This window comes from Microcystis aeruginosa NIES-843 (genome assembly GCF_000010625.1).
In the GTDB taxonomy this organism is placed as follows: Bacteria; Cyanobacteriota; Cyanobacteriia; order Cyanobacteriales; family Microcystaceae; genus Microcystis; species Microcystis aeruginosa.
The window spans coordinates 1,057,608-1,079,172 of the sequence record NC_010296.1; the positions used below are offsets into that span (position 1 = coordinate 1,057,608).

18 protein-coding genes are annotated in these 21,565 nt (G+C 41.2%); 5 read left to right on the top strand and 13 right to left on the bottom strand.

Annotation, left to right across the window (positions count from 1 at the left end; translation table 11 throughout):
* Nucleotides 1-156: 156 nt before the first annotated feature.
* The 5 genes from MAE_RS28570 to MAE_RS05375 all read right to left on the bottom strand — a co-directional run bounded on the left by MAE_RS28570 (nucleotide 157) and on the right by MAE_RS05375 (nucleotide 6,471).
* Nucleotides 157-330, bottom strand: a complete 174-nt coding sequence (locus tag MAE_RS28570; RefSeq protein WP_004163352.1) for a type II toxin-antitoxin system HicB family antitoxin — start codon at nucleotides 328-330, stop codon at nucleotides 157-159.
* A gap of 8 nt (nucleotides 331-338) precedes the next feature.
* On the bottom strand, nucleotides 339-842 hold the full coding sequence (locus MAE_RS05360) for a hypothetical protein (protein ID WP_041803841.1): 504 nt from the start codon (nucleotides 840-842) through the stop codon (nucleotides 339-341).
* Between the two features lie 527 nt (nucleotides 843-1,369).
* Nucleotides 1,370-1,876 carry a hypothetical protein gene (locus MAE_RS05365; RefSeq protein WP_012264665.1) on the bottom strand — a complete coding sequence of 169 codons (507 nt, stop codon included), beginning with the start codon at nucleotides 1,874-1,876 and terminating at the stop codon, nucleotides 1,370-1,372.
* Nucleotides 1,877-1,884: 8 nt separating this feature from the next.
* Entirely contained in the window at nucleotides 1,885-2,298 is a 414-nt protein-coding gene (locus tag MAE_RS05370; RefSeq protein WP_231859725.1) for a hypothetical protein, read from the bottom strand.
* Nucleotides 2,299-2,484: 186 nt separating this feature from the next.
* The gene (locus MAE_RS05375; protein WP_012264667.1) at nucleotides 2,485-6,471 is read right to left on the bottom strand and encodes a magnesium chelatase subunit H; all 3,987 of its coding nucleotides are present in this window, start codon (nucleotides 6,469-6,471) and stop codon (nucleotides 2,485-2,487) included.
* Nucleotides 6,472-7,183: 712 nt separating this feature from the next.
* On the opposite strand from MAE_RS05375, the gene MAE_RS05380 reads away from it, so the two are divergent.
* From MAE_RS05380 to MAE_RS05395, 4 genes are all read left to right on the top strand, one after another.
* On the top strand, nucleotides 7,184-7,615 hold the full coding sequence (locus MAE_RS05380) for a HEPN domain-containing protein (protein ID WP_012264669.1): 432 nt from the start codon (nucleotides 7,184-7,186) through the stop codon (nucleotides 7,613-7,615).
* Between the two features lie 94 nt (nucleotides 7,616-7,709).
* Entirely contained in the window at nucleotides 7,710-8,963 is a 1,254-nt protein-coding gene (locus MAE_RS05385) for a KGGVGR-motif variant AAA ATPase (RefSeq protein WP_231859726.1), read from the top strand.
* A 6-nt stretch (nucleotides 8,964-8,969) separates the two neighbouring features.
* Complete coding sequence (locus MAE_RS05390; RefSeq protein WP_012264671.1) at nucleotides 8,970-10,466, top strand: P-loop ATPase, Sll1717 family; 1,497 nt, start codon at nucleotides 8,970-8,972, stop codon at nucleotides 10,464-10,466.
* Between the two features lie 272 nt (nucleotides 10,467-10,738).
* Entirely contained in the window at nucleotides 10,739-11,614 is an 876-nt protein-coding gene (locus MAE_RS05395; protein WP_012264672.1) for an N-acetylmuramoyl-L-alanine amidase-like domain-containing protein, read from the top strand.
* Nucleotides 11,615-11,884: 270 nt separating this feature from the next.
* Here MAE_RS05395 and MAE_RS05400 read toward each other — a convergent pair whose 3' ends face one another.
* From MAE_RS05400 to cobW, 8 genes are all read right to left on the bottom strand, one after another.
* Nucleotides 11,885-13,060 (bottom strand): hybrid sensor histidine kinase/response regulator, encoded by a 1,176-nt coding sequence (locus MAE_RS05400; RefSeq protein WP_012264673.1) that lies wholly within the window; start codon nucleotides 13,058-13,060, stop codon nucleotides 11,885-11,887.
* Nucleotides 13,061-13,288: 228 nt separating this feature from the next.
* Nucleotides 13,289-13,735 carry a response regulator gene (locus MAE_RS05405; protein ID WP_002758488.1) on the bottom strand — a complete coding sequence of 149 codons (447 nt, stop codon included), beginning with the start codon at nucleotides 13,733-13,735 and terminating at the stop codon, nucleotides 13,289-13,291.
* Complete coding sequence (locus MAE_RS05410; RefSeq protein ID WP_012264674.1) at nucleotides 13,674-15,980, bottom strand: sensor histidine kinase; 2,307 nt, start codon at nucleotides 15,978-15,980, stop codon at nucleotides 13,674-13,676. Before MAE_RS05410 ends, MAE_RS05405 begins: the two co-directional genes overlap by 62 nt.
* A 388-nt stretch (nucleotides 15,981-16,368) precedes the next feature.
* A complete protein-coding gene (locus MAE_RS05415; RefSeq protein WP_004163338.1) occupies nucleotides 16,369-16,650 on the bottom strand; it encodes a type II toxin-antitoxin system RelE/ParE family toxin in 282 nt (93 codons plus the stop codon).
* Nucleotides 16,647-16,871 carry a hypothetical protein gene (locus tag MAE_RS05420; protein ID WP_002784870.1) on the bottom strand — a complete coding sequence of 75 codons (225 nt, stop codon included), beginning with the start codon at nucleotides 16,869-16,871 and terminating at the stop codon, nucleotides 16,647-16,649. Before MAE_RS05420 ends, MAE_RS05415 begins: the two co-directional genes overlap by 4 nt.
* Before the next feature lie 301 nt (nucleotides 16,872-17,172).
* Nucleotides 17,173-19,224 carry a M3 family metallopeptidase gene (locus MAE_RS05425; protein WP_002798473.1) on the bottom strand — a complete coding sequence of 684 codons (2,052 nt, stop codon included), beginning with the start codon at nucleotides 19,222-19,224 and terminating at the stop codon, nucleotides 17,173-17,175.
* Nucleotides 19,208-19,510: a hypothetical protein gene (locus tag MAE_RS36355; protein ID WP_002798471.1), complete on the bottom strand. Its 303-nt coding sequence runs from the start codon at nucleotides 19,508-19,510 to the stop codon at nucleotides 19,208-19,210. The genes MAE_RS05425 and MAE_RS36355 overlap by 17 nt, the downstream gene beginning before the upstream one ends.
* A 382-nt stretch (nucleotides 19,511-19,892) precedes the next feature.
* A complete protein-coding gene (gene cobW, locus MAE_RS05435; protein WP_004163337.1) occupies nucleotides 19,893-20,927 on the bottom strand; it encodes a cobalamin biosynthesis protein CobW in 1,035 nt (344 codons plus the stop codon).
* 203 nt (nucleotides 20,928-21,130) lie between these two features.
* Here cobW and MAE_RS05440 point away from each other — a divergent pair, with 203 nt between their 5' ends.
* The gene (locus MAE_RS05440) at nucleotides 21,131-21,319 is read left to right on the top strand and encodes a hypothetical protein (RefSeq protein ID WP_002784873.1); all 189 of its coding nucleotides are present in this window, start codon (nucleotides 21,131-21,133) and stop codon (nucleotides 21,317-21,319) included.
* Nucleotides 21,320-21,565 lie beyond the last annotated feature (246 nt).

The window sequence follows — 21,565 nt, forward strand, 5'->3', positions numbered from 1 at the left end:
TAATGTTTGAAGTCCTCTTTTTACCCAGTTTTTGGGGTAGTATTCACTTATCTCTCTTAGATGGCGACTCGTTACTGAGATTGACTTGGCACTTTTTTCAATTTTCTCAGAGGCACGCCAGGGGAATTGCTTTTTTACCACTAAAATAAACTGTCTCTATCCAAATTCGCTCGCTTCTTCAATATTAATCATCACTTCCTCTAAAGTTTCCCCCTGACTCATACATCCGGGTAAATCGGGAATTAATGCCGTGTATCCTCCTTCTTCTTCGGGATAAATTGAAATCGGATATTTAAGAGACAGAAAGTATTCTAATATTGGTTGTTCCATCAATAGGTCTAAATAGGTCTAACTGAGTCGCCAATTTGAGGGTTTTCAAAAGGTAACGTTTCGGATAATTCCCGTACTAGCAGTTTATTTAACAATTCACGATTTATTAGCTCGGATATTGGCTTTTTATCGTTCTTAGAATTCGCTCCTACGGCTCTTTTTAAGAATTTTCCTATCAAATCGGACGGGGTTTCTTGTTCTTTAAGCAACAACTCCAGCAATCTAGATCCTTTATTATTGGCTCTATCCGATTGTAAAATCGATATTTTTTCTTGAACAAAAGTAATTGTCCCCGTCCCTCTCACTAAGTCAAGATAGCCTAAAGACTCACCAGTCTGAGGATCTTTTATTTCCTCTTCACTTGTATTGTAAACTAACATTCTTTGACCTTCTCGAATTCCACTAATTTCACCTCTATTGATCACTAATTTATAGTCGTCAATAACTTTGACAACTTTGGCGGGAAAGGTTCCTTTAGGAGATAAAAGGGTAGTTTCTGTGACGTTTTCCATAATGATTTATCTTTGGTATAAATCTGGTTAATATTAAATATTATCGCTCTTAGGGCGCAATAGCTATAATTTAAACTTATATTTGTCAGGATTTAATGATAAGGTCGGTCAATTGCCTTGATCATTAATAGTACCAATGTAGGAGCGATGTATTGTAACTGCAAAAAAGGGGTTAAGCGTGATAATTTCTTAATAAATTCAAAAAATTGGTATGATAAAATGCTAGAATGAAGGGGTAAACATAACTTAAACGAGGGTGTTATGGTAAAAAAATACTATCGTGACATTTCTTCCCAAAATTACTCTATTCCTAGACGGTACTTTATGGATGGTCTGGTCTCTGTTCTAGATATAGGGGGGACTTATCGTGCCAATCTAGATTATCGTTGTCGTGTTCGTGTGGGCAAAAAAGTAGTAAATTAGTAGGTCGGGTTGAGGCTACGAAACCCGACAACCCGACAGAAACCCTCTTAATCCTTTTTTTGCTGAATAAAATGCACAACTGGACTAATTTTTGATTATAACGATTAAATAGGCTTGACTAGATCGCCAACTTGAGGATTTTCAAACGGTAGTCTTTCTCCTAATTTATCAATCATTGATTTTAACTCTCTTTCTCTATTTGATTGTAACTCTTTCTTTGCTAAGTATTCAATTCCAGAAGGAGTCAAGGGAGGGATATAAGATAATTCAGACAATTCTCTAGGTTTCTGCAAATATTCTACGACCAAATAAGAAAGTTTATTTAAATCTATGTCTGGCTTTTTGTCTGATTCTATAATAGATATTTTATCTTGAACAAAAATAATTCTTCCCGTACCTCTTACTAATTCGAGAAACCCTAAAGATTCGCCAGTATGCGGATCTAATATTTCTTCGTCATCGATACGATAAACCATCATTCTTTGACCTTCTCGAATTCCGTTTTGTTCACCTCTATTCATTACTAATTTATAGTCGTCAATAACCTTAACGACAGTGGCAGGAAAAGTTCCTTTGGGGGATAAAAGGGGAGTTTCTGTGACGTTTTCCATTTCTACCTCTATGGTTGATTGTATTTCTTAATAACGCTCGGACTAACTCTAGTTTGTTGCATAACTTTTAAATCATTGTTGGCCAGTTTATCTAAAATATATTGATAGGTTATTTTTGGTTCATCGATCACCACTTGAATTCGTTTCTTATTATTGATAGACTGGACGAATCCTACTCCTATCAACCTCTCGAAATCATCTTCATCTGTATAATACAAAGATATCATAGATTGAGCGGCGAATAAATCTGATGCTTCCAGTAAGCATTCAATATTATTGTTTGCGTCCTTTTGAACTCGCAATATCTTAGGAATCATACTCTGTTTCATTTTAGCGTATTCTTCTAAAGCTTTTTCCAAAGCTCTAACCAAGGTAGCGATTATCAGTAAAGATAAAGTCACGATGATGATTAGAAGATACAAAGGAACTGATGCCTTACTAGCCACTACAGCCAGTAAAATCGAAATGGCATAGGATAGAATCGTCAAAATCGAGTTGTTGACTTCTCTAAAACTAGACCAAATTAACCCCCAAAAGTTATTTTTCATCTTTTTTGACAACTCAAGAGACCGGTAATTAGCCAGTCTCTCAAGTCTTATCTATCTATTCTACTCGATTCCTTCGATGCGGTCCTCCACTTCTTGATAAAGTTCCTGTAAGCGGTCTAAATTCTCTTGAGAAGTTTCCCAGTAACCGCGACCATTAACTTCTAGCAGGGTTCCCACCATCTTGCGGAAAGAATTAGGATTGAGATTCATCAGACGCTGACACATTTCCTCATCTTGAATAAAGGTGGTGTTGACATCTTCATACACCCAATTATCCACCGCATCAGCAGTTGCCGACCATCCCATGGTATTAACCAAACGCTTCGATAATTCTCGGACTCCTTCGTAACCGTGACTTAACATTCCCTCGTACCATTTGGGATTGAGTAACTTGGTGCGGGTATCCAAGCGCACGGTTTCCGATAAAGTACGCACCTGAGCGTTAGCGGTGGTAGTATCGGCAATATAGGCCGCCGGTTTTTTGCCATCATCGCGCAAACTAGCGACAACTTTGGTGGGATCCGAGTCGAAATAGTGGGAAACATCGGTTAAACTAATCTCGCTGGAATCCAAGTTTTGGAAAGTTGCCTCCGCAGTTTTTAAAGATGCTTCAAACAACTGACGATTATCGGCCATCATCCCAGGATTATCCGAGTCGAAAGCAAAACCCTTGCGGTTGAGATACATATTCTGTAACTCTTTTTCATCTTCCCAACTGCTATTTTCCACCGCGAGATTGATATTAGAAGAATAGGAACCGGAAGCATTAGAAAAGATGCGGGTGGCTGCCTGTCGAACCGTTAAACCCATTTCTTTTGCTTGTTCCATAGCGTGTTTACGGACATAATTCATCTCCATCGGTTCGTTTGCTTCCGCAGCCATTTTTACGCCTTGGTCAAGCAAGTTCATCTGATTGATAAATAAATCCCGGAAGACACCAGAACAGTTGACCACCACATCAATGCGCGGTCTTCCTAACTCCTCTAGGGGAATCAATTCCAATTTATTCACCCGTCCCAAAGCATCGGGAAGAGGACGAACCCCCACCATCCAGAGAATTTGTGCTAGGGATTCCCCATAAGTTTTGATATTATCCGTTCCCCAGAGAACACAAGCGATGGTTTCGGGATATTTACCGCCATTATCCAGTTTTTGCCGTTCTAACAGGCGATCCACCACGATTTTAGCCGATTTTACCGCCGCTAGGGTCGGGATAGACTGGGGATCTAAAGCGTGGATATTTTTACCCGTCGGTAAAACTCCGGGGTTACGGATGGGGTCGCCACCAGGACCGGGAAGAACGTATTCCCCTTCCAATGCTTTTAATAGGGCCCCTAATTCATTATCAGCACAGACCTGTTCTAAACAGAATTCTAGGTATTCAAACAGGGGTTTTAATGCGACCGGATCAACTTTTGGATAACCCATCTCCTGTAAAGTTTCGATCCAAGGCGATTTCTTGCCTATATTCAAGAAATTCAGCTTAGAAAGCATCGATACCCGACCTTCCGCGTCGGTTTGGGACTTGACTAAAGCGGCAACGGCAGCGCGAGTCCCTAGGGTGATGTTTTGCAGTAATTCCACATCCTCTAACACCCCTCGATCGCTATTGCGATAAACTTCCTCTAGATCCCGGCCGATGCTGTTGGCAATAATCCGGGGTAAGGAGAGTAAATCGTCTTCTTCCCGGTCTAAACTGGCAATATTGACCAAAGTTGCCACCGCTTCGAGCGCTGAGGGGGGTTTCCCGATAACGTGAAGTCCGCAGGGAAGTAAACGCGATTCAATTTCCATCAGTTTACGATAGACCGAACCGACAATATTATCCCGTTCCTCTTGACTGAGATGGGCGGTATCAACATCAGGTAAACTTATATCTTTGTCAAGATTGACTAAGAAACATTTATCGACAATGGTATTGACAATTTGCACCCCACGCCCACTATCTTTCAGGGTTTGGTAGGAACCGATCAACTCGCTTAGTTCTTTTAACCCTTTGTAGAGTCCGGCATTTTCTGCGGGGGGAGTGAGATAGGAGATGGTTTCCGCATAACTGCGACGTTTAGCGATCGTCGCTTCGCTGGGGTTATTAGCGGCATAATAGTAGAGGTTGGGAATCATCCCGATGAGGTTATCGGGGTAGCATTCTCCAGACATTCCCATCTGTTTCCCCGGCATAAATTCTAGGGAACCGTGGGTGCCAAAATGAAGAACCGCGTCTGCTTTCCAGACTTGATTGAGATAGGTATAGTAGGCTGCAAAACCGTGGTGGGGACTAGCAGAACGAGAAAAGAGCAGACGCATGGGATCCCCCTCATAACCGAAGGTAGGTTGAACCCCAATAAAGACATTACCGAATTCTTTGCCGTAGATTAATAGATTTTGTCCATCACTGTTGAGGTGTCCCGGTGGTGGTCCCCAATTTTCCTCTAAACGGACGGAATAGGGGGTTAAACGCTCGTATTCAGGTACAGACATCCGATAGGCGATATTTAGCTCCGGACTATGGTATTGTGCTTGAGCATCATGGATCACCGCTTCCATCAGTTCTTTCGGAGATGCGGGTAAGTCCTGCAAGTCATAACCATTATTTTGTAACGCTTGCATCACCTCGTAGATAGAACCGAACACATCTAGATAGGCTGCAGTTCCCACATTCCCTTTATCGGGGGGGAAACTAAAGACCGTGATGGCGACCTTTTTATTCAGTTTCGGTTTCTTTCTTAGGTTAGCCCATTTTAGCGCCCGTTGAGCGATCGCTTCTACCCGATCCTGTAAAGCGATCGCTTTACCCGTGGCCCCATCCCGGCCCGATAAGATAATAGGTTCGATCGCACCGTCTAATTCCGGAATAGCAATCTGTAGCGCCACTTGAATCGGGTGTAAACCTAAATCGCTTTCTTCCCATTCCTGGGTGGTTTGGAAAACTAGCGGTAACGCGCACATATAGGGACGATTGAGACGTTTTAAGGATTCTATCGCTTTCGGGTGATCTTGTCGCGCTGGACCTCCCACTAAAGCAAATCCCGTCAGGGAAATTACTGTGTCAACGATAGCAACCGCTTCCACTCCTTTTAAGCTTTTATCCCAGAAGTATTCTTCTACCGGTTTAGAAAAATCTAATCCCCCAGCAAAAACGGGAAGGACTCGCGCACCCATAGACTCGAATTCCTGCACGAGAGCGACATAATGAGCGTCATCACCAGTAACGAGGTGAGTTCTCTGTAAAATTAAGCCAACACAGGGAGCCAAGGGGTCTTTGAGGTCATCGGCAATATCACTGCGGTTATTGTACCAAGTGAAGTATTCCTTGACATCCTCGAACATTTTCATGGATAAAGGATGCCAGATACCCAGATCCGGATAAACTACCGGTTCTTTGTAAACTACGCTGTCATCTTTGTTGTCGAAGACGTACTTATCGGCCAACATTAACAGGAAGTTCTCTAAATTTTCTGCGGAACCTCCTAGCCAATACTGGAAACTTAACATAAAGTTGCGTGCGTCCTGAGCTTTTTCCATGGGGAGGTATTTCAGGACTTGCGGTAAGGTTCGCAATAACTTTAACATCGCATCTTGGAAACCAGCGCCAGAGTTTTCCCTGCGCTTTTTCATAAAATTAGCGATGACACTCTTAGACTGTCCCAATTGTGCCATAGAAAAGCTGCCTAACTTATTTAAGCGCATTACCTGGGGCATAGAGGGAAAGACAATCGCCGCGTCTAATTGATCCCGATGGGGACTGACAGCGGCCACGACTTTATCGGCTAAATCTTCGATAAAGATGAGAGATGCAATGAAAATATTAGCTTTGGCTACATCCTCCTGAAAATTGCGATAATTTTCCCCATCGCGCAGTTCTTCGATTAAATAACCACTAATTTCGATCGCTAGTTTTGGGTTGTTAGAGTTGATTTCCCTGACGGCACTACTCAGCGCACTTTGGTACTGAGGTTCTAGCACGACATAGACCACCTTGACCAGCGATCGACCATTCAACGCGTCGGGAACTATGTGACGAATGGTGGACTTGACGTGAGTGAACATATATGATGGTTCTCCTTAGGATTGCTGAGTCTGGTATGAAGTGATTTTCGTCATCTGATGACGATCGCCCTTTGTTTAAGGTGTTTAGATATATGTTTCTGTTTTGTATCAGAAAATGTCACCCCAATGAGCATTTACTCTGGGTTTTGACACAATTCGATAAATATCTTGCCATATTTTGTAACAGATGGTAAAGAGCTTTCGGAGTAAATGCTCAGACTTTTCTTTACAAAAATTAATATTTAATCTATTGACTTTTAATTCCAAAAGTGTTATTCATTAGCACCTCAGACGAGATGTCCCTATTCAAAGATGATCAGGGTTAGGATTCGAGGTCGTCTCGTACAGGGCCGCAAGTGCTATAACTCAATCAAGATCAGCTTTTTGTCCTTGTCCTAGACCTCTGGTAAAAATCAAAAATTGTTGTTAGGGTTAGGATTCAGTAGCAGGTAAGCTGTACTGGATTTAAACTGAGTAGGGGAAATTTTAGTACAAATGCTTGGACTGGCAACTCCGGCGCTCCAGTGCAGTCTTAAGGAGTAATTTAGACAGTCAACAGCTTAATTATAGTGAGGAAATCAGGCAATAGTTTCAGAAAATTTGGCAAGTTTAGGTTGAAAAATCAACAACAAGGAAGTAAAGTTCTTAGAGTTTCGTTATGGTGGTAGAATTTGTTTATGGCTAAAAAGTTTTTATTTGATTCGATACATCTATGACCGAGTTATTTGCTAGTGCAGCGGGACGACATTTGCAAGATGCCAAAATTTTGCTGTCTAAAAACCGTTGGGACAATGCCATTTACCTAGCTGGTTATGTAGTAGAATGCGCTTTTAAGCTTTTAGTAGAACAGTATTTTAAAAATGATCAAAGAGCCGCTAAAAAATTCGGACATGATCTCAAGGAATTAGAAGGTAAAGCGAGGGAAAGATTAGGAATTCTCTATCCTCGTTTAGAGCAACAGTTACCAGTTTCTCGCATCCGGGGAACTGTTCTAGGGCAAAATCACCCAGAAAGAAGATATTATCAATCTGGATATTGGACTGAAGATCAGGCTAACTCGGCCGTTGAATGTGCTGAAGAAATTTATCGAGATATTATTCCCAGATTAGTGCTAAACGGTTATATTTCTAGTAAGGATATTTAAGATTCTGATGATTAGTTTTAGTGAAACTTTTGCTAGGGTAAGGGACTGCTTTCTGGATTCCAGTCTTGGTTCTCTTGTAGCCAAACTAAAATCTGTGACTATTATTCGTGATGTTGAGGGAAAAATTCGCTTATTTCTAGAGTTAAAACAGGAAAACAAGATAGAATCAAACGAAGAAAACCATCTATCTACACTCCTGTCTGAAAAACTTGAGTATTACTATGGCCATGATATTTGGTGGCAAAAAGGAGAAGGAGATGCTTATAAAGCCCTGATTGATCTTATCATAGCTGAAAGAGTTCAGACACCTTGGTTCGATGAATCGGCAAGCTTGAAATGGTATATTCTAGAACGTCATCTGGCTAAACAAGCATGGACAGAGAATAAAATTGGGCAGCAATTGCCCTGGGATTTTGAAAAAGTTGAAAAAGGATATAAACCAGCTATTGTCTCCTTTTTTTCCTTCAAAGGAGGAGTTGGTCGCACCACTACTATTGCCGCTACTGCCTTAACTTTAGCGCGGAATGGTCATCGAGTCGCTATAGTTGATCTTGATTTAGAAGCTCCCGGTCTGGCCACAATTTTTTCTGAGGATTTTGCCGATAATTCTGGTGTCATGGACTATTTGCTAGAAAAGAAAGTTCAAAAAGACAAATGGAAACTGAGTTTAAAAACTATTACTGACTTGTATTTGTTAGGAGATGAAGGTGAAATATTAAAATTGCTACCAGCAGGAAATGTGGATCAAGATTATTTAGAAAAATTGGCTCGTTTAGACTTTCAAAATATTGTCAATGGTCAACTACAAGGCATTTTAAAACAAATGCTAGAAGAAATAGAAAGGTTAAACGGACCACTGGATTTTATTCTCATGGATGCAAGAGCAGGTTTTCATGATATTGGTGGTTTAGCTATTACTTATTTTTCCCATGCAGTGGTTATTTTTGGTACGGAATCTCGACAAAGTTGGGCAGGATTAACCCAAGTTATCCAACATTTAGCCCTATCTAACCCTGAGGATCCTTTACCATTAATTTTAGTTCATGCTCTCGCTCCATCTTTAGGAACAGTTGGCCGAGAAATAGAGTTACGAAAGTTTCGAGAAACCGCCTATACAATTTTCCAAGAAAAGTATGATAATTATACTGGTGAATCATTTGTCCCGATAGTTGTCCCTTACGATAATAGTCTGCGGGGGGATATTGCCCTCTTGACTCGTGACTCAACTCCAGAAGAAAAAGAGAGATTAGCAAATCTCGTGAAAGTTATGACCGATTCTCCTTATCAAACTATTGCTGAAAAGCTTTGTCAATTATTTGGACGTGATGTGATTATAAACAATCGGTAAAAAATTATGGCTGAATTCGATAAAAAAAAGTTACTGGAATTAATGAGAGAAATTGCTCCTGGAAAAGCAGCAGCCGAACAGGAAAGTGATAATGAAGAAGTATTTCTCAAAAATTTCTTGCCTGTGGTTGATTATAAACGGGCATTGGAACCAAGCATTTTATTAATTCAAGGTGGTCGGGGTGTGGGTAAAACAGAATTATTTCGTTTACTAGCCATTCCTTCTGGACGAGAAGCTTTAGTTAATAGTTTAAATATTCGAGGTCTTGCTCCTTTAAATCAGACCAGATGGATGGCAGGATTTGGTCGCACTCTCAAAACTGAAAAACGATTTCCGATACCAGAAATTATAGAAGAAGAAATGCAAAACGCTACTAATCTTGAATGGCGTAGTTTCTGGTTAGGATTGATTTTAGGTGTCATTTTACAGGAAAAAGAATCTGATATTGCCAGCATTATAGGTCAAGAATTAGATTCAAATATTACTACTATTCTTCAAAATAGGTTATCGCTTTTATCAGAATGGAGAATTTTAGTTAAAGATAATTTTGAACATCTAAATTATGTTCTTGACAAATTAGACGAACGATTAATTACTTCTGACCACTGGCTATTTATTACTTATGATGAATTAGATCGGTTATTGACTACTTATAATGCTCTAGCTAATCCGATTAGAGAATTATTAGCTTTTTGGCTCGATCGCTCTCGTCGTTGGGAGAGAATTCGACCAAAAATATTTCTTCGTACCGACCTATTTAGAGAGGAATTTTTGGGATTTCCTGATGCTTCTAAATTACAATCCCATCGGCTAGAATGGCGACCTTCTTGGCTCTATCAACTCTGGATTAAACGGTTAGCTAATTCGGCTCAAGAAATGAGAGACTATTTACAGATTATCCCTAATTTAATTTATGAAAGCTCAACCCAACTAGGATGGAATGTTAGAAGTGATGAACAATTATTTCAAGAATTAATCGAAATAATGATCGGTAAATATATGGGAGCTAGTCCTAAAAAAGGCATTACCTACCGATGGATACCTAATCATCTTCAGGATACTGGGGGTAGAATTGCTCCTCGCTCTTTTCTAAAATTATTCGACAAAGCGGCAGCCAAAAGATTAGAACATTTTGAAAGTTTTGAACAACTGACTGAGCTATACCTTCTACAACCCTCTGATCTCCAGAGTGCTTTAATGGATACTTCAGAGGATAGAATTAAAGAATTAGCACAGGAAGAATATCCTTGGTTAGAATCTCTAAAAACTAAGTTAAAAGGGTTAGAAGCTCCTATATTAAAAGAAACTTTTTTAGAGGCTGTGCGCTCAACTCACTGGAGTACTGAAAAACAACCTCCTGTTAAGGAACCTGAAGAAATTATGCAATATCTAATACAATTGGGTGTGGTGGAAAGTCTCCTCGATGGTCGAATTAATATACCTGAAATTTATCTATATGGGTTTCAAGTTAAACGTCGTGGTGGGGTTAAACGTCCTCAATAACTTGAGGATATCGACAATAATTTTATGTAGAATAAGTAGCTGGTTATAATTAAATTAAAAATGTATTTTAGGTTCGATCCCCCCTTCCCCCCTTGATAAGGGGGGTGCCGATAGGCGGGGGGATCTGGTAGTTTTTAACCCCTACCTACTTAAATAGTAAAATACATGAAACAATAATAACTAATACTGGCAGATTTTAACAGTTGATAATCTTGGTAGTTATTTTGTATTAGTCGGTGATAAACCCTATTATTTTCAGTAATCGATCGACAATGTTTTTTAATTGGATAACTTTACCCTATTTATTAATTAATCCTGTTTTAATTCCCTTGAGTATAGCTCGATCGGAAACTATTCTTGTTCAAGAAGTCAGCGATCCTAATTATCAAAAACTGGTGCAGTACGCCCAAAATACACAACTCGATCGCCTAGCCATGGCTGATATAATCCAGAATATGGCCACTCAATTTTTAGGAGCAAAATATCAAGCAGGATTACTCGATCGCTCTCCTACAGAAAAATTATTTATCTCTTTAAAAGAGTTTGATTGTGTCCTCTTTGTGGAAACAGTTCTCGCTTTGAGTCACAATTTTGCTTTAAAAAATTATCAGTATTCTGCTTTTAGTCAACAGGTTTTAAATCAACGTTATCGCCACGGTATTCTCGACGGTTATTGTAGTCGCCTGCATTACTTTTCCGATTGGATTAATGACAACCAAAAACGAGGCAATCTAGAAAATATTACTCACAAATTAGGAGGAATTACTCTTGACAAAAAGCTCAACTTTATCAGCAAAAACCGCCATCTATATCCCCAGTTAAAAACTCAAAGTAATTACCATTGTATTCAACAGTTAGAACGGCAATTAGAAAGCTTATCCTTAACCTATATTCCCACCGCTAAGATTAAAGATATTTATCCACAACTGCAAGCTGGCGATATTATCGGTGTCGTGACTAATATCGCTGGTTTAGATACCACCCATACCGGTCTAGTTTATCGCTTTGCCGATGGCAAAATTGGCTTAATTCATGCCTCTCCTGCTGGTCAAGTTACCATTGCTAAAGACCTAGAAAAATATATCACTAAAGTGGACAAAGCCATCGGTATTTTTGTCGTTCGTTCCCTTGATCCAAGAAATAGGTAGGGTTTGCTGAATAAATCTAAAAACCTTGTTGGATAAGACTTTTAGACCTTTTTGAAATCCAAAAGTGCCTGGCATGGGAGTGATCAGGGGGAAATTCAGGTACTTTTTCCCTGAAAATTAGGTAATTGACCCCCTCAAAATCGGTAAAACCCCACACCCCACACCCTACACCCTACACCCTGCTTCTAGGAAAAACTTTTTCAGCAGACCCTAGGTAGATAGGGAGCGAGGGCAGCAGAAAAAAATTGTGGTTCCACCCTATTGTTCATCTCAATTTAGGTGTTCAATGTCGGTAATAATCGGTAAAATCACCGTGATCTTTGTGCCTTTTCCTTCCTCACTTTCCAGGTAAATTTGTCCTTTGTGCGCTTCCACACAGCGTCCGACAATGGCTAATCCTAATCCCGTTCCTTGAATATTATCGACATTGCTACCGCGATAAAAAGGTTTAAATAAATGTTCTTGATCTTTGCTGGGAATACCAATTCCTCGATCGATAATTTTAAAGACTACCTGCTCGGATTCGACAATAATCTTAAATTCTACGGGGTTTCCTTCGGGTGAATATTTGAGAGCATTTCCCAGTAAATTTGTCAAGATATGTTTAATTAAATTTATATCCCAAAGTCCTCTTTCTAAGCTGCCCTTAATTTGGAAAATAATTGCTGATTGCAGCTCCGGCTTAACAATAAAAGATTCTACCAATTTCTGACAATAATCCAGTAAATCCACCGGATCAAATTGACAGTATAATCTCCCGGAATCGGCCCGGCCAATTAATAACACTTCTGTGAGCAATTGATCCATGTCTTTAATGGCCGATCGAATCATGCGAAAATAGCTAACTTGCTGATCTTTTGTCAACCGATCGCGACTTTCTTCTAATAATCCAGCCGAGAGTAAAATTTTATTTAAAGGATTGCGAAAATCGTGGGATAACATGGAAACAAATTCAGTTTTTAACTGATTTAATTCCTGAGCTTTTTCCAGTTGATTAGTGCGTTCAATCACGCTCATTTTTAAAGCTTCGTTCGATTCTCGTAAAGCTTCCTCCATCTGTTTTCGCTCGATCGCATAACATAGCGATCGAGTTAAAATTTCTAAACTTACTTCTCTTTTAATTAAATAATCCTGCGCTCCCTGACGCAGTGCTGCCAAAGCTAAATTATCATCATTAGTATTAGTTAAAACCACGATCGGCAATTTCGGAGCCTTAATCAAAAGGGGAGCTAAGGATTGCAAACCCTGACTATCTGGTAAAGTTAGATCTAATAAAATTACATCAAAATTTGTTTGTTGTAACAGAGAAATTGCCTCGGATAATCTTGACACATTAACCAGATGAAATTCTTTTTTTTCATTACCCTTAAGAATTTCCTTTAATAATCGAGCTTCGGCTAAATTATCCTCGATTAAAAGAACTTTTATATCCTGCGAGAGTCCCATTTTTTAATCAAGAGTTAAAGAGATTTGGGAGGGTAGGGATTTGGGAGGTTAGGAAGTGGGGTGTGGGGTGTAGGGTGTGGGGTGTGGGGTGTGGGGAGAATAAAGCTGACTCCTGACGACCGACTCCTGATAACTGATAACTGATCACTGATAACTGATAACTGATAACTGATAACTGATAACTGATAACTGATAACTGATAACTGATAACTGATAACTGATCATGATTCACTCCCCGGGTAAAGTAGCGGTTTCTAACCAAAAAGCCTCGATATTTTTGACAATTTTGAACAAATCGTTGAGATTGCGCGACTTGGTTATATAACAATTAACGTGCAGTTCATAGCTATAAAAAATATCCTCCTCGTTGCGAGAAGTGGTTAAAACCACCACAGGAATTCTTTTTAAACTGGGATCGTTTTTTATTTCCGCTAATACCTCCCGTCCGTCTTTTCTGGGTAAATTCAGATCGAGAAGAATCAGATTAGGACGGGGAGAATCGAGATACTCCCCTTCTCGACGCAGATAATCCATGGCGTTGACACCATCCCTAACGATAACTAATTCGTGCGGGACGGTGCTAGTTTTTAATGCCTCTTGGATGAGGCGAATATCAGCTTTGCTGTCCTCCACTAATAAGATAATTTTGTGTGGCACGTCCTCGCCAGCGCTCACGCTCGTCACCTCCTAGGGGAATTGTAAAACAGAAAACCGCTCCTTTACCTAATTGGGATTCTACCCAAATTCGTCCGCGATGACACTCGATAATTTTCTTACAAATCGCTAAACCCATACCTGTGCCGGGGTACTCGTCGCGGGTGTGTAGTCGTTGGAAAATCACGAAAATACGTTCGGAAAATCGGGGATCGATACCAATTCCATTATCGGTGACAGAGAACAGCCATTCCTCCTCTTGACGTTGGGCAGCAATATGAATAGTGGGAGTTGCTTTTCCCCGGAATTTAATGGCATTACCGATGAGATTTTGGAACAATTGCATTAACTGGGTTTTATCTGCCATGACAATTGGCAAAGGATCAACGGTGATTATAGCTTGACTTTCCTGAATTCTCCCTTTCAGGTTAGCGAGAGCTTTTTCCAGTGCCAGATTAGCATCGATGGTATTAAACTCTACCGCCTGCATATCCACTTTCGAGTAAGCCAGCACATCATCTATTAATGTTTGCATCAAACTGACACCTTCGACGGCAAAAGTAATAAATTCTTTAGCATCTTCGTCCAGTTCTTCGGTGTAGCGCATTTCTAGCAACTGCACATAGTTGGCGACTTGATTGAGGGGTTCCTGTAAATCGTGGGAGGCGACGTAGGCGAATTTTTTTAATTCGGCGTTTGATAGTTCCAAATCCCGCGCTAAACGTGCCAACTCATCCGCTTGTTTTAAGATGATATTGACGATCGCTTTTCGTAATTCTAGTGCGGCGTTGATTTCTACTGCTTTCCAGGGTAAAGATTTGAGGCGAACGGTTTCTTTCCAGAGGGAGAAAGATTTACGCGGACAGAGACGAATATCACCATCTATGGCAGTCGTTTCCATCGCTTTACCCGGATCACCACCCCAGTTCACGGTTTGAATTACTTCCGGACGAAACCAGAGGAGATAATTACGTTTAGAAATGGGAATTGCTAGTAAACCACTGGCAATGTCTTTAAACTTACCCGCATCGGCATAAATTCGCGGTAAGGAATTGGTATAGTAAACATCTTCATGGACGTTTTTTTCTAGCCAAGTAATCAGATAATTTAGTTCTTCTTCGCTCGGTGTTACTCCAATTAAGGTATAATTGCCGCCTAAACAAATAGCGGCTCCTGTGGCTTTAGTTAGATCGAGCAGATTCGGTTTATGGGCAATTAATCCATCAATAAAGTTATTAGCTTCCGCCATATAATCGATTAATTGCGATTGCACAAAATTTAATTTCACTCGATAGTCATAATCCTCGGTTTCTTCCCGTGCCGATATTTCCGAAAAAATCACTCTTCCTAAGAACTCACAAGCTTTACGGAGTTCGTAGGGTACATATTTAGGGGTGCGGTGATGACAGGCAATAATGCCCCAGAGACGTTTATTTTCAATCAGAGAAATGGTTAGAGATGCTCCCACTCCCATGTTATGCAGGTATTCTAAATGACAGGGAGAAGCACTTCTAAGACTGGACAGGGTTAAATTTAAGGGTTGTTGGGTTTCGGGATGAAGACTAGGCACTAGATCGACGGGTTCAGAGGTAGCATCGGGAATCTGTCGAATCCAATTAGCACTTAATAAATTTCGTGCCGGGAGAGGGATATCGGAAGCGGGATAACGTAAACCGAGATAGGGTTCTAGTTGCTCTATTTTGTCTTCTGCTATCACATCACCGTTATCTTCTTCGTCGAATTTGTATAACATAACTCGATCGAATCCTGTCATTTTTCTTACTTCTTTAACGATGATATTACAGAAATCTTTCAGGCTACGGGTGGCTTCAAGTTTATCGATCGAAGTTTTGGCTAGGTGATAGAATCTCAGGAAAGGAATGTTTTCATAGGAGATAGCTGGTTCTAACTCTAAAATCAGCATTTGTTCGGCGTTGCGGTGGAAAATAGCATCAAAGACGGCAAAATCATCCCCTTTAACCCGCGCCCAAATTTTGGAGGGATTGATAGCATCAAAATCGTTATTTTCTATGGCTGATTTTAGAGGATCGATCTGAAAGGGATCGAAGATTTCCTCTAGGGTTTTACCGATAATTTCCCCCGGAGAAATGCCCAATAAACTGCGGCTATTACTGCTGGTTTGGCTGACTTTTAGCTCCGGTTCGCTGAGAACTAAAAGCACCCCGTGCGGTTGAATTCGGTTATAGAGATGGATCGGTTCCCGTTCGATCGAAGTTGGGTTAATTGTCTCGGTTAGAACTTCCATGTGTATTGCCCCCAGAGGATTTTTGCCAAGTTGAAAACTCTTTGTTTATTAAAACTATTTCTTCTCACTTTCAGGGAGCGATCAAGAATAAATTTACTTCTCTTAATACTAGGCCATCAAAAGTAATAAAACTTTAATTAATCAGTTATCTATCGATCGAGCAGTTCTGTTCAGTTCCCTTTATTATAATCAGTTTTTCTCTGAGAATCTAGGGTCATTTGTTAAGAATTAAGAGTTAATGTTACAAGGGACAGATAATTCTTAATAAAAATATATGGTAGTTAAGGGGTTTCAGAACCAAAAATTGCAAGGAAAGCACCCTAGAAAAGTAGGCAATATCGCACTGTGATTGTGCAATTGATAAGAAAGAACAAATTCAAGAGATCAATTAGTAAACTTGATCGTGTTTGCCAATATCAACTATAACAATTAAAGTTTCTCCTGAATCAGTATCTTGACGAAAAGTAAAAATAATACGGCAATCGTAACTAACAGAACATGACCAATAACCTTCTAATCTACCTGTTAGCTTATGAGATTTTAAAGAAGGGGTAAAGGGATTATCTTCTAACAAATGTAGAACCTCTGATACCTTGCTTTGTAGTTGAGGATTTTTGCTGATTAAGCGTTGAAAAGCTCTTTTAAAGCTTTTGTCAGCAACTAATTTCATTCTTCTTCATCCTCTAACAAATAAGCCATTATCTCTTCAGCACTGCCTTTTTTTGCTGTTCCCATTGCTAAAGATTTTAAGGTTTCTTCGCCATTTTTAGCCATCTCCTCCCGGCGTTTCTCAATGCGTCTTTTACGAATTAGCTCAAACAAATAATCTTGGTCTTCAATGGATAGACTCTCTACCGATTCGATAATATCTTGAAAAAATGCGATACTCATTACAGTTTCCTCCTGTTAGTTAACTTTTTTCCTGATATGCTAAGTAGCTGGTTATAATTAAATTAAAAATGGATTTTAGGTTCGATCCCCCCTGCCCCCCTTGATAAGGGGGGTGCCGATAGGCGGGGGGATCCCCCCTTAATCCCCCCTTAATAAGGGGGGCATCTGACAACTTTTAACGCCTACCTACTTATCACAATATAGTCAAGTAGGGTGCGTCAGACAATCCCTTGTTTTTAGGGAAAAAATCAAGAGCTAAATATTGCCGTAACGCACCACAAAGAAAAGTGTTTGGCTACTTTTATAACCCGCTATGACGGAGGAGAGGCTCGGTACTAGGTTCGCGACCGCGGAAAGCTTTAAAAACATTCATAGGATGGGAACTTCCCCCCATAGCTAAGACAGTATCGCGAAAACGGCGGCCGATCGCTTTCACTGCTTCTTCGTTATCTAATCCCACTTCCTCGAAAGCGGCAAAAGCATCGGCGCTGAGAACTTCTGCCCATTTATAACTATAGTAACCCGCCGCATAACCGCCAGCGAAAATATGCCCAAAAGAACACAAGAAAGCATCTTCCGGTAGAGGAGGAATTATCGTCGTCGTTGCCGCTAAACGCTGTCTAACTTGTTTAGGAGTTTCGCCGCCATTGGGTTGATAACGATGGTGTAATTCCAAATCTACTAAAGACAAATGTAGCTGACGCAGCATAGCCGAACCGCTCATATAATTCTTAGCTAGGAGCAGTTTTTGATAGTAATGTTCGGGGAGAGTTTCACCGGTTTCGTAGTGTTTGGCCATACTCATTAAAGTAGGGCGATCATAACACCAATTTTCCATAAATTGACTGGGCAATTCCACCGCATCCCACTCAACGTTATTAATACCCGCTGCGCCGGAATAGTCCACAGTGGTTAACATATGCTGTAAACCGTGGCCAAATTCGTGAAATAGGGTAGTTACCTCCTCAAAGGTCATTAAACTGGGGTTTCCGTCCACTGGAGGCGTTTGATTGCAGATTAAATAAGCCACAGGTAAACGCACCTCGGCGCCGGTTTTGGCGCGACCGATACAGACATCCATCCAAGCGCCGCCGCGTTTTTCGGCGGGACGACTGTAGGCATCGAGGTAGAAGTAGGCGATTTTTTCGCCCTTTTCGTCGTTAATCTGGAAATAACGCACATCGGGATGCCAGATAGGTGCTTTACCGTCGGCAGCGATAATTTCTACCCCAAAAATCCGTTTAGCGAGGCTAAATATGCCTTCTAAAACCCGTGGTAGGGGGAAATAGGGGCGTAATTCCTCGGCACTAAAGTTAAACTTGGCCTGACGCTGTTTTTCTGACCAATAGGCTATATCCCAATGCTTGAGATCGTCGGTTCCCGCAAAAGTTTTTAAGGCCTCTAAATCCTGTTTTGCCGCTTCATAGCTTACTTGGCGTAAATTGTCAAGCAATTTCTCGATTTCATCCACAGAATTGGCCATTTTCCTGGCAAGACTGACCTCGGCGTAGGTACTATAACCTAGAAGATGGGCCTGTTCCTGACGAAGTTGCAAAATGCGATCGATTAAGGGATTATTATCCAATTCTCCCAGATCGGCCCGACTAACGTAGGCTTTATAGAGTTTTTCGCGCAATTCCCGATTATCGCTGTACTTCATAAAGGGGAAATAACTGGGAAAATCGAGGGTAATCACCCAGGGGCCAGTTTCGGTGCTGGCGTTAGTTTCTCCTTGGCCTCGGGCGGTTTGGGCGGCTAAACTAAGGAGACTAGGGGGTAAACCGGCGATATCTTCTGGGGTTGTTAGTTTCAGTTGAAAAGCTTTGGTGGCATCGAGGATGTTATTGGAAAATTTCGTGGTGATTTCCGCTAATTCCAGTTGAATCGCGTTAAATCTGTCTTTTTTCTCCCCTACTAATCCCACCCCGGCCAATTGAGCATCCCGCAGGGAAGCTTCGACAATGCGCTGTTGTGCCTCGTCTAATTGCCCCCAGCTTTCTCCTTGGCGCAGGGACAAAAATGCCTCATAAATGGGTTTACTTTGGCTTAAACGGCTAATAAACTCGACTACCTGCGGTTGTACGGTTTCGTAAGCTTGACGCAATTCTGGGCTATTTTTTACCCCCATCAGATGACCGATAATCCCCCAACTCCAGCTTAAACGTTCTTCGATCCGGGTGAGGGGTTCGACTAATTTTTCCCAGGTGGGGGCAATCTGCGCTTCTAGATCGGTTAATTCTCTGGCCAGTTCCTGCAAAAGTTGCGTCATGCCAGGGACAATCAGGCCGGGTTGGATTTGGTCAAAAGCCGGTAATCCTTGACCGGCAAGCAGCGGGTTACTGGTGTTCGTCATAATTGTTGGTCTGGAAGGGTGGGTAATCTGTATCTTTTACTACCCTAACCCAAATCCCCGACCATCTATCCGGGCGATCGAACGCCGGAGCTTTTTCAGTGGGGTGTAGGGTGTGGGGTGTGGGGTGTGGGGTGTAGGGTGTGGGGTGTAGGGTGTAGGGAAAGAAACCTCTTTCATCTGTGGGGGTGAAAATTTTTTCATTGGGACTGCCTCTGTTGATCAAAGATAAGCAAAAATTATTTATTGACTGCAAAAACTTGAGAATATTTAAATTAACATTCCGCAATATTTACAAATTCTTAAGAATTAATTGAGAAAGATTTTTATTTAACAACGATGTTACAAGGGTTACAGCGATTTGATAGAATTTCACAATGGGTTATTCTGTGCTTTTTTGGGCAGCAATGGTTGAAACCCTTGCCACACCTAGAAGGTGATCCTAATTAAGACGGTCAAATCAGTCAATTTCACCCATAACGATGATCTTTTTTTTGTGTAGTTTTATTGCAAAAAAAAAGTTTTTTTGACAAAAAGCACAAAGTATGATAGTACCCAACGTATTTCTGGCTGCGAGTAATTATTGTAGAGGGGGAGAAAGGAGAAGGGAGAGGGGAGAATAAATAAAAATAATCTCCCTACCCCACACCCTGTCCCTAGGAAAAACTTCTTCAGCAAACCCTAGTTAAGGCCTGCTCGATTCTCTGACCATCGAGGGAGCGGCCGATAAAGACCAAGCGAGTTTGCCGCATTTCCGTGGATTGCCAGGGTCGGTCGAAGAAAGAATCAAAGCGATCGCCGACTCCCTGTAACACCATACGCATCGGTTTATTGGCCACGTTAACAAATCCCTTGACCCGATAGATTTCTTCTCGGGCCACCAATTCTTTGAGCCGTTGGGTCAAAATTCGGGCATCTACGGGAGAATCGAGGCAAAACTGCACAGAATTGATCTCCTCATCGTGATCGTGTTCTTCCTCGTGATCATGATGACTAGGACGACTAGCTAAATTATCCTCGACGGCGGCATTAAATCCCAATAGCACATCGGGGCTAATTTGTCCATCGGCACAAGTAACTATTTTTACCGTTGATCGCAGTTGTGTTTTCAGCCAACTAATAATTTTTTCTAATTCAATTTCGCTGATTAAATCGGTTTTAGTTAAGAGTACCAGGTCAGCGCAGGCTAACTGATCCTCAAATAACTCCTCAATGGGCGTTTCGTGTTCTAAATTGGGGTCTGCTTGCCTTTGTGCCGTTAAAGCCTCCAAATCCGCCACCAGACGACCCCTAGCGACGGCAAAACCATCCACCACCGTGATTACTCCGTCCACCGTGGCACCGTTGCGGATTTCCGGCCAGCGAAAAGCTTGAACCAGAGGTTTAGGTAAAGCTAACCCCGAAGTTTCGATCAGCATACAATCCAACTGTTGCCGTCGCTCCAGCAATTTCTGCATGGTGGGGAGAAATTCTTCCTGTACTGTACAGCACAGACAACCGTTGGTCAGTTCCACAATATTATCGTTGGGGTTGTCGTCGCAGGTCTGACAACTTTTCAATAAATCACCATCAATTCCCACTTCTCCGAATTCATTGACCATAACGGCCACCCGTCGGCCTTGATTATTTTGCAGTAGATGACGGATGAGGGTAGTTTTTCCCGCACCCAGAAAACCCGTGATCACAGTAACTGGAATTTTGTGCATAGATAGAGCGATCGATCATGTTTCTAGATCAATCTATCAGACTCTCGGTCTAGGGTTGAGGGTTTCAGCGCTAATTCTTTAGGATTGCCCCACCAATTGCCGGACTGTCACAAACTAGCTGAAATTTTCCTAGTTAGTCGTTATTCTGGTAAAAGTTTCAGCCGGCTAAAATAATTGCTGAAGAACTTTTTTGGGAGTGGATCATGTTACAACGTCTTTTTTTAGCCTTTACCCTCGCTTTTCCCCTTTATTTAAGCATTGCTATTCAACAAACTTCTCCTCTAGCTGATAGGGTAAATCGCCCTTCTTCTCGCGGAATCAATAAAATTGAGCAGACGGTAAAAACTATCCAAAAGCAGTTAAAACAAGAGCATTCGGTTCAATTAGATTAATAAATTTTGTCAAAAAGATGAGAGCTAAAACGGGTGCATCTCATTTTTGTAAATCTACTAATTTGGGATTTTTAAGGGGAAACTTTCTCCTAAAATTGGGCGTTACTTTCGGTTTTATCACTCAACCCTAGGGTTGAGTGATAGTAGGGTTGATTCATGAATCAACCCTACCCAAACCCCCCGTTGGGGCCCAAACCCCGGAGCGCATTAGTTTTTCGGTGGGATGCTTACACGCGATTGTTCATA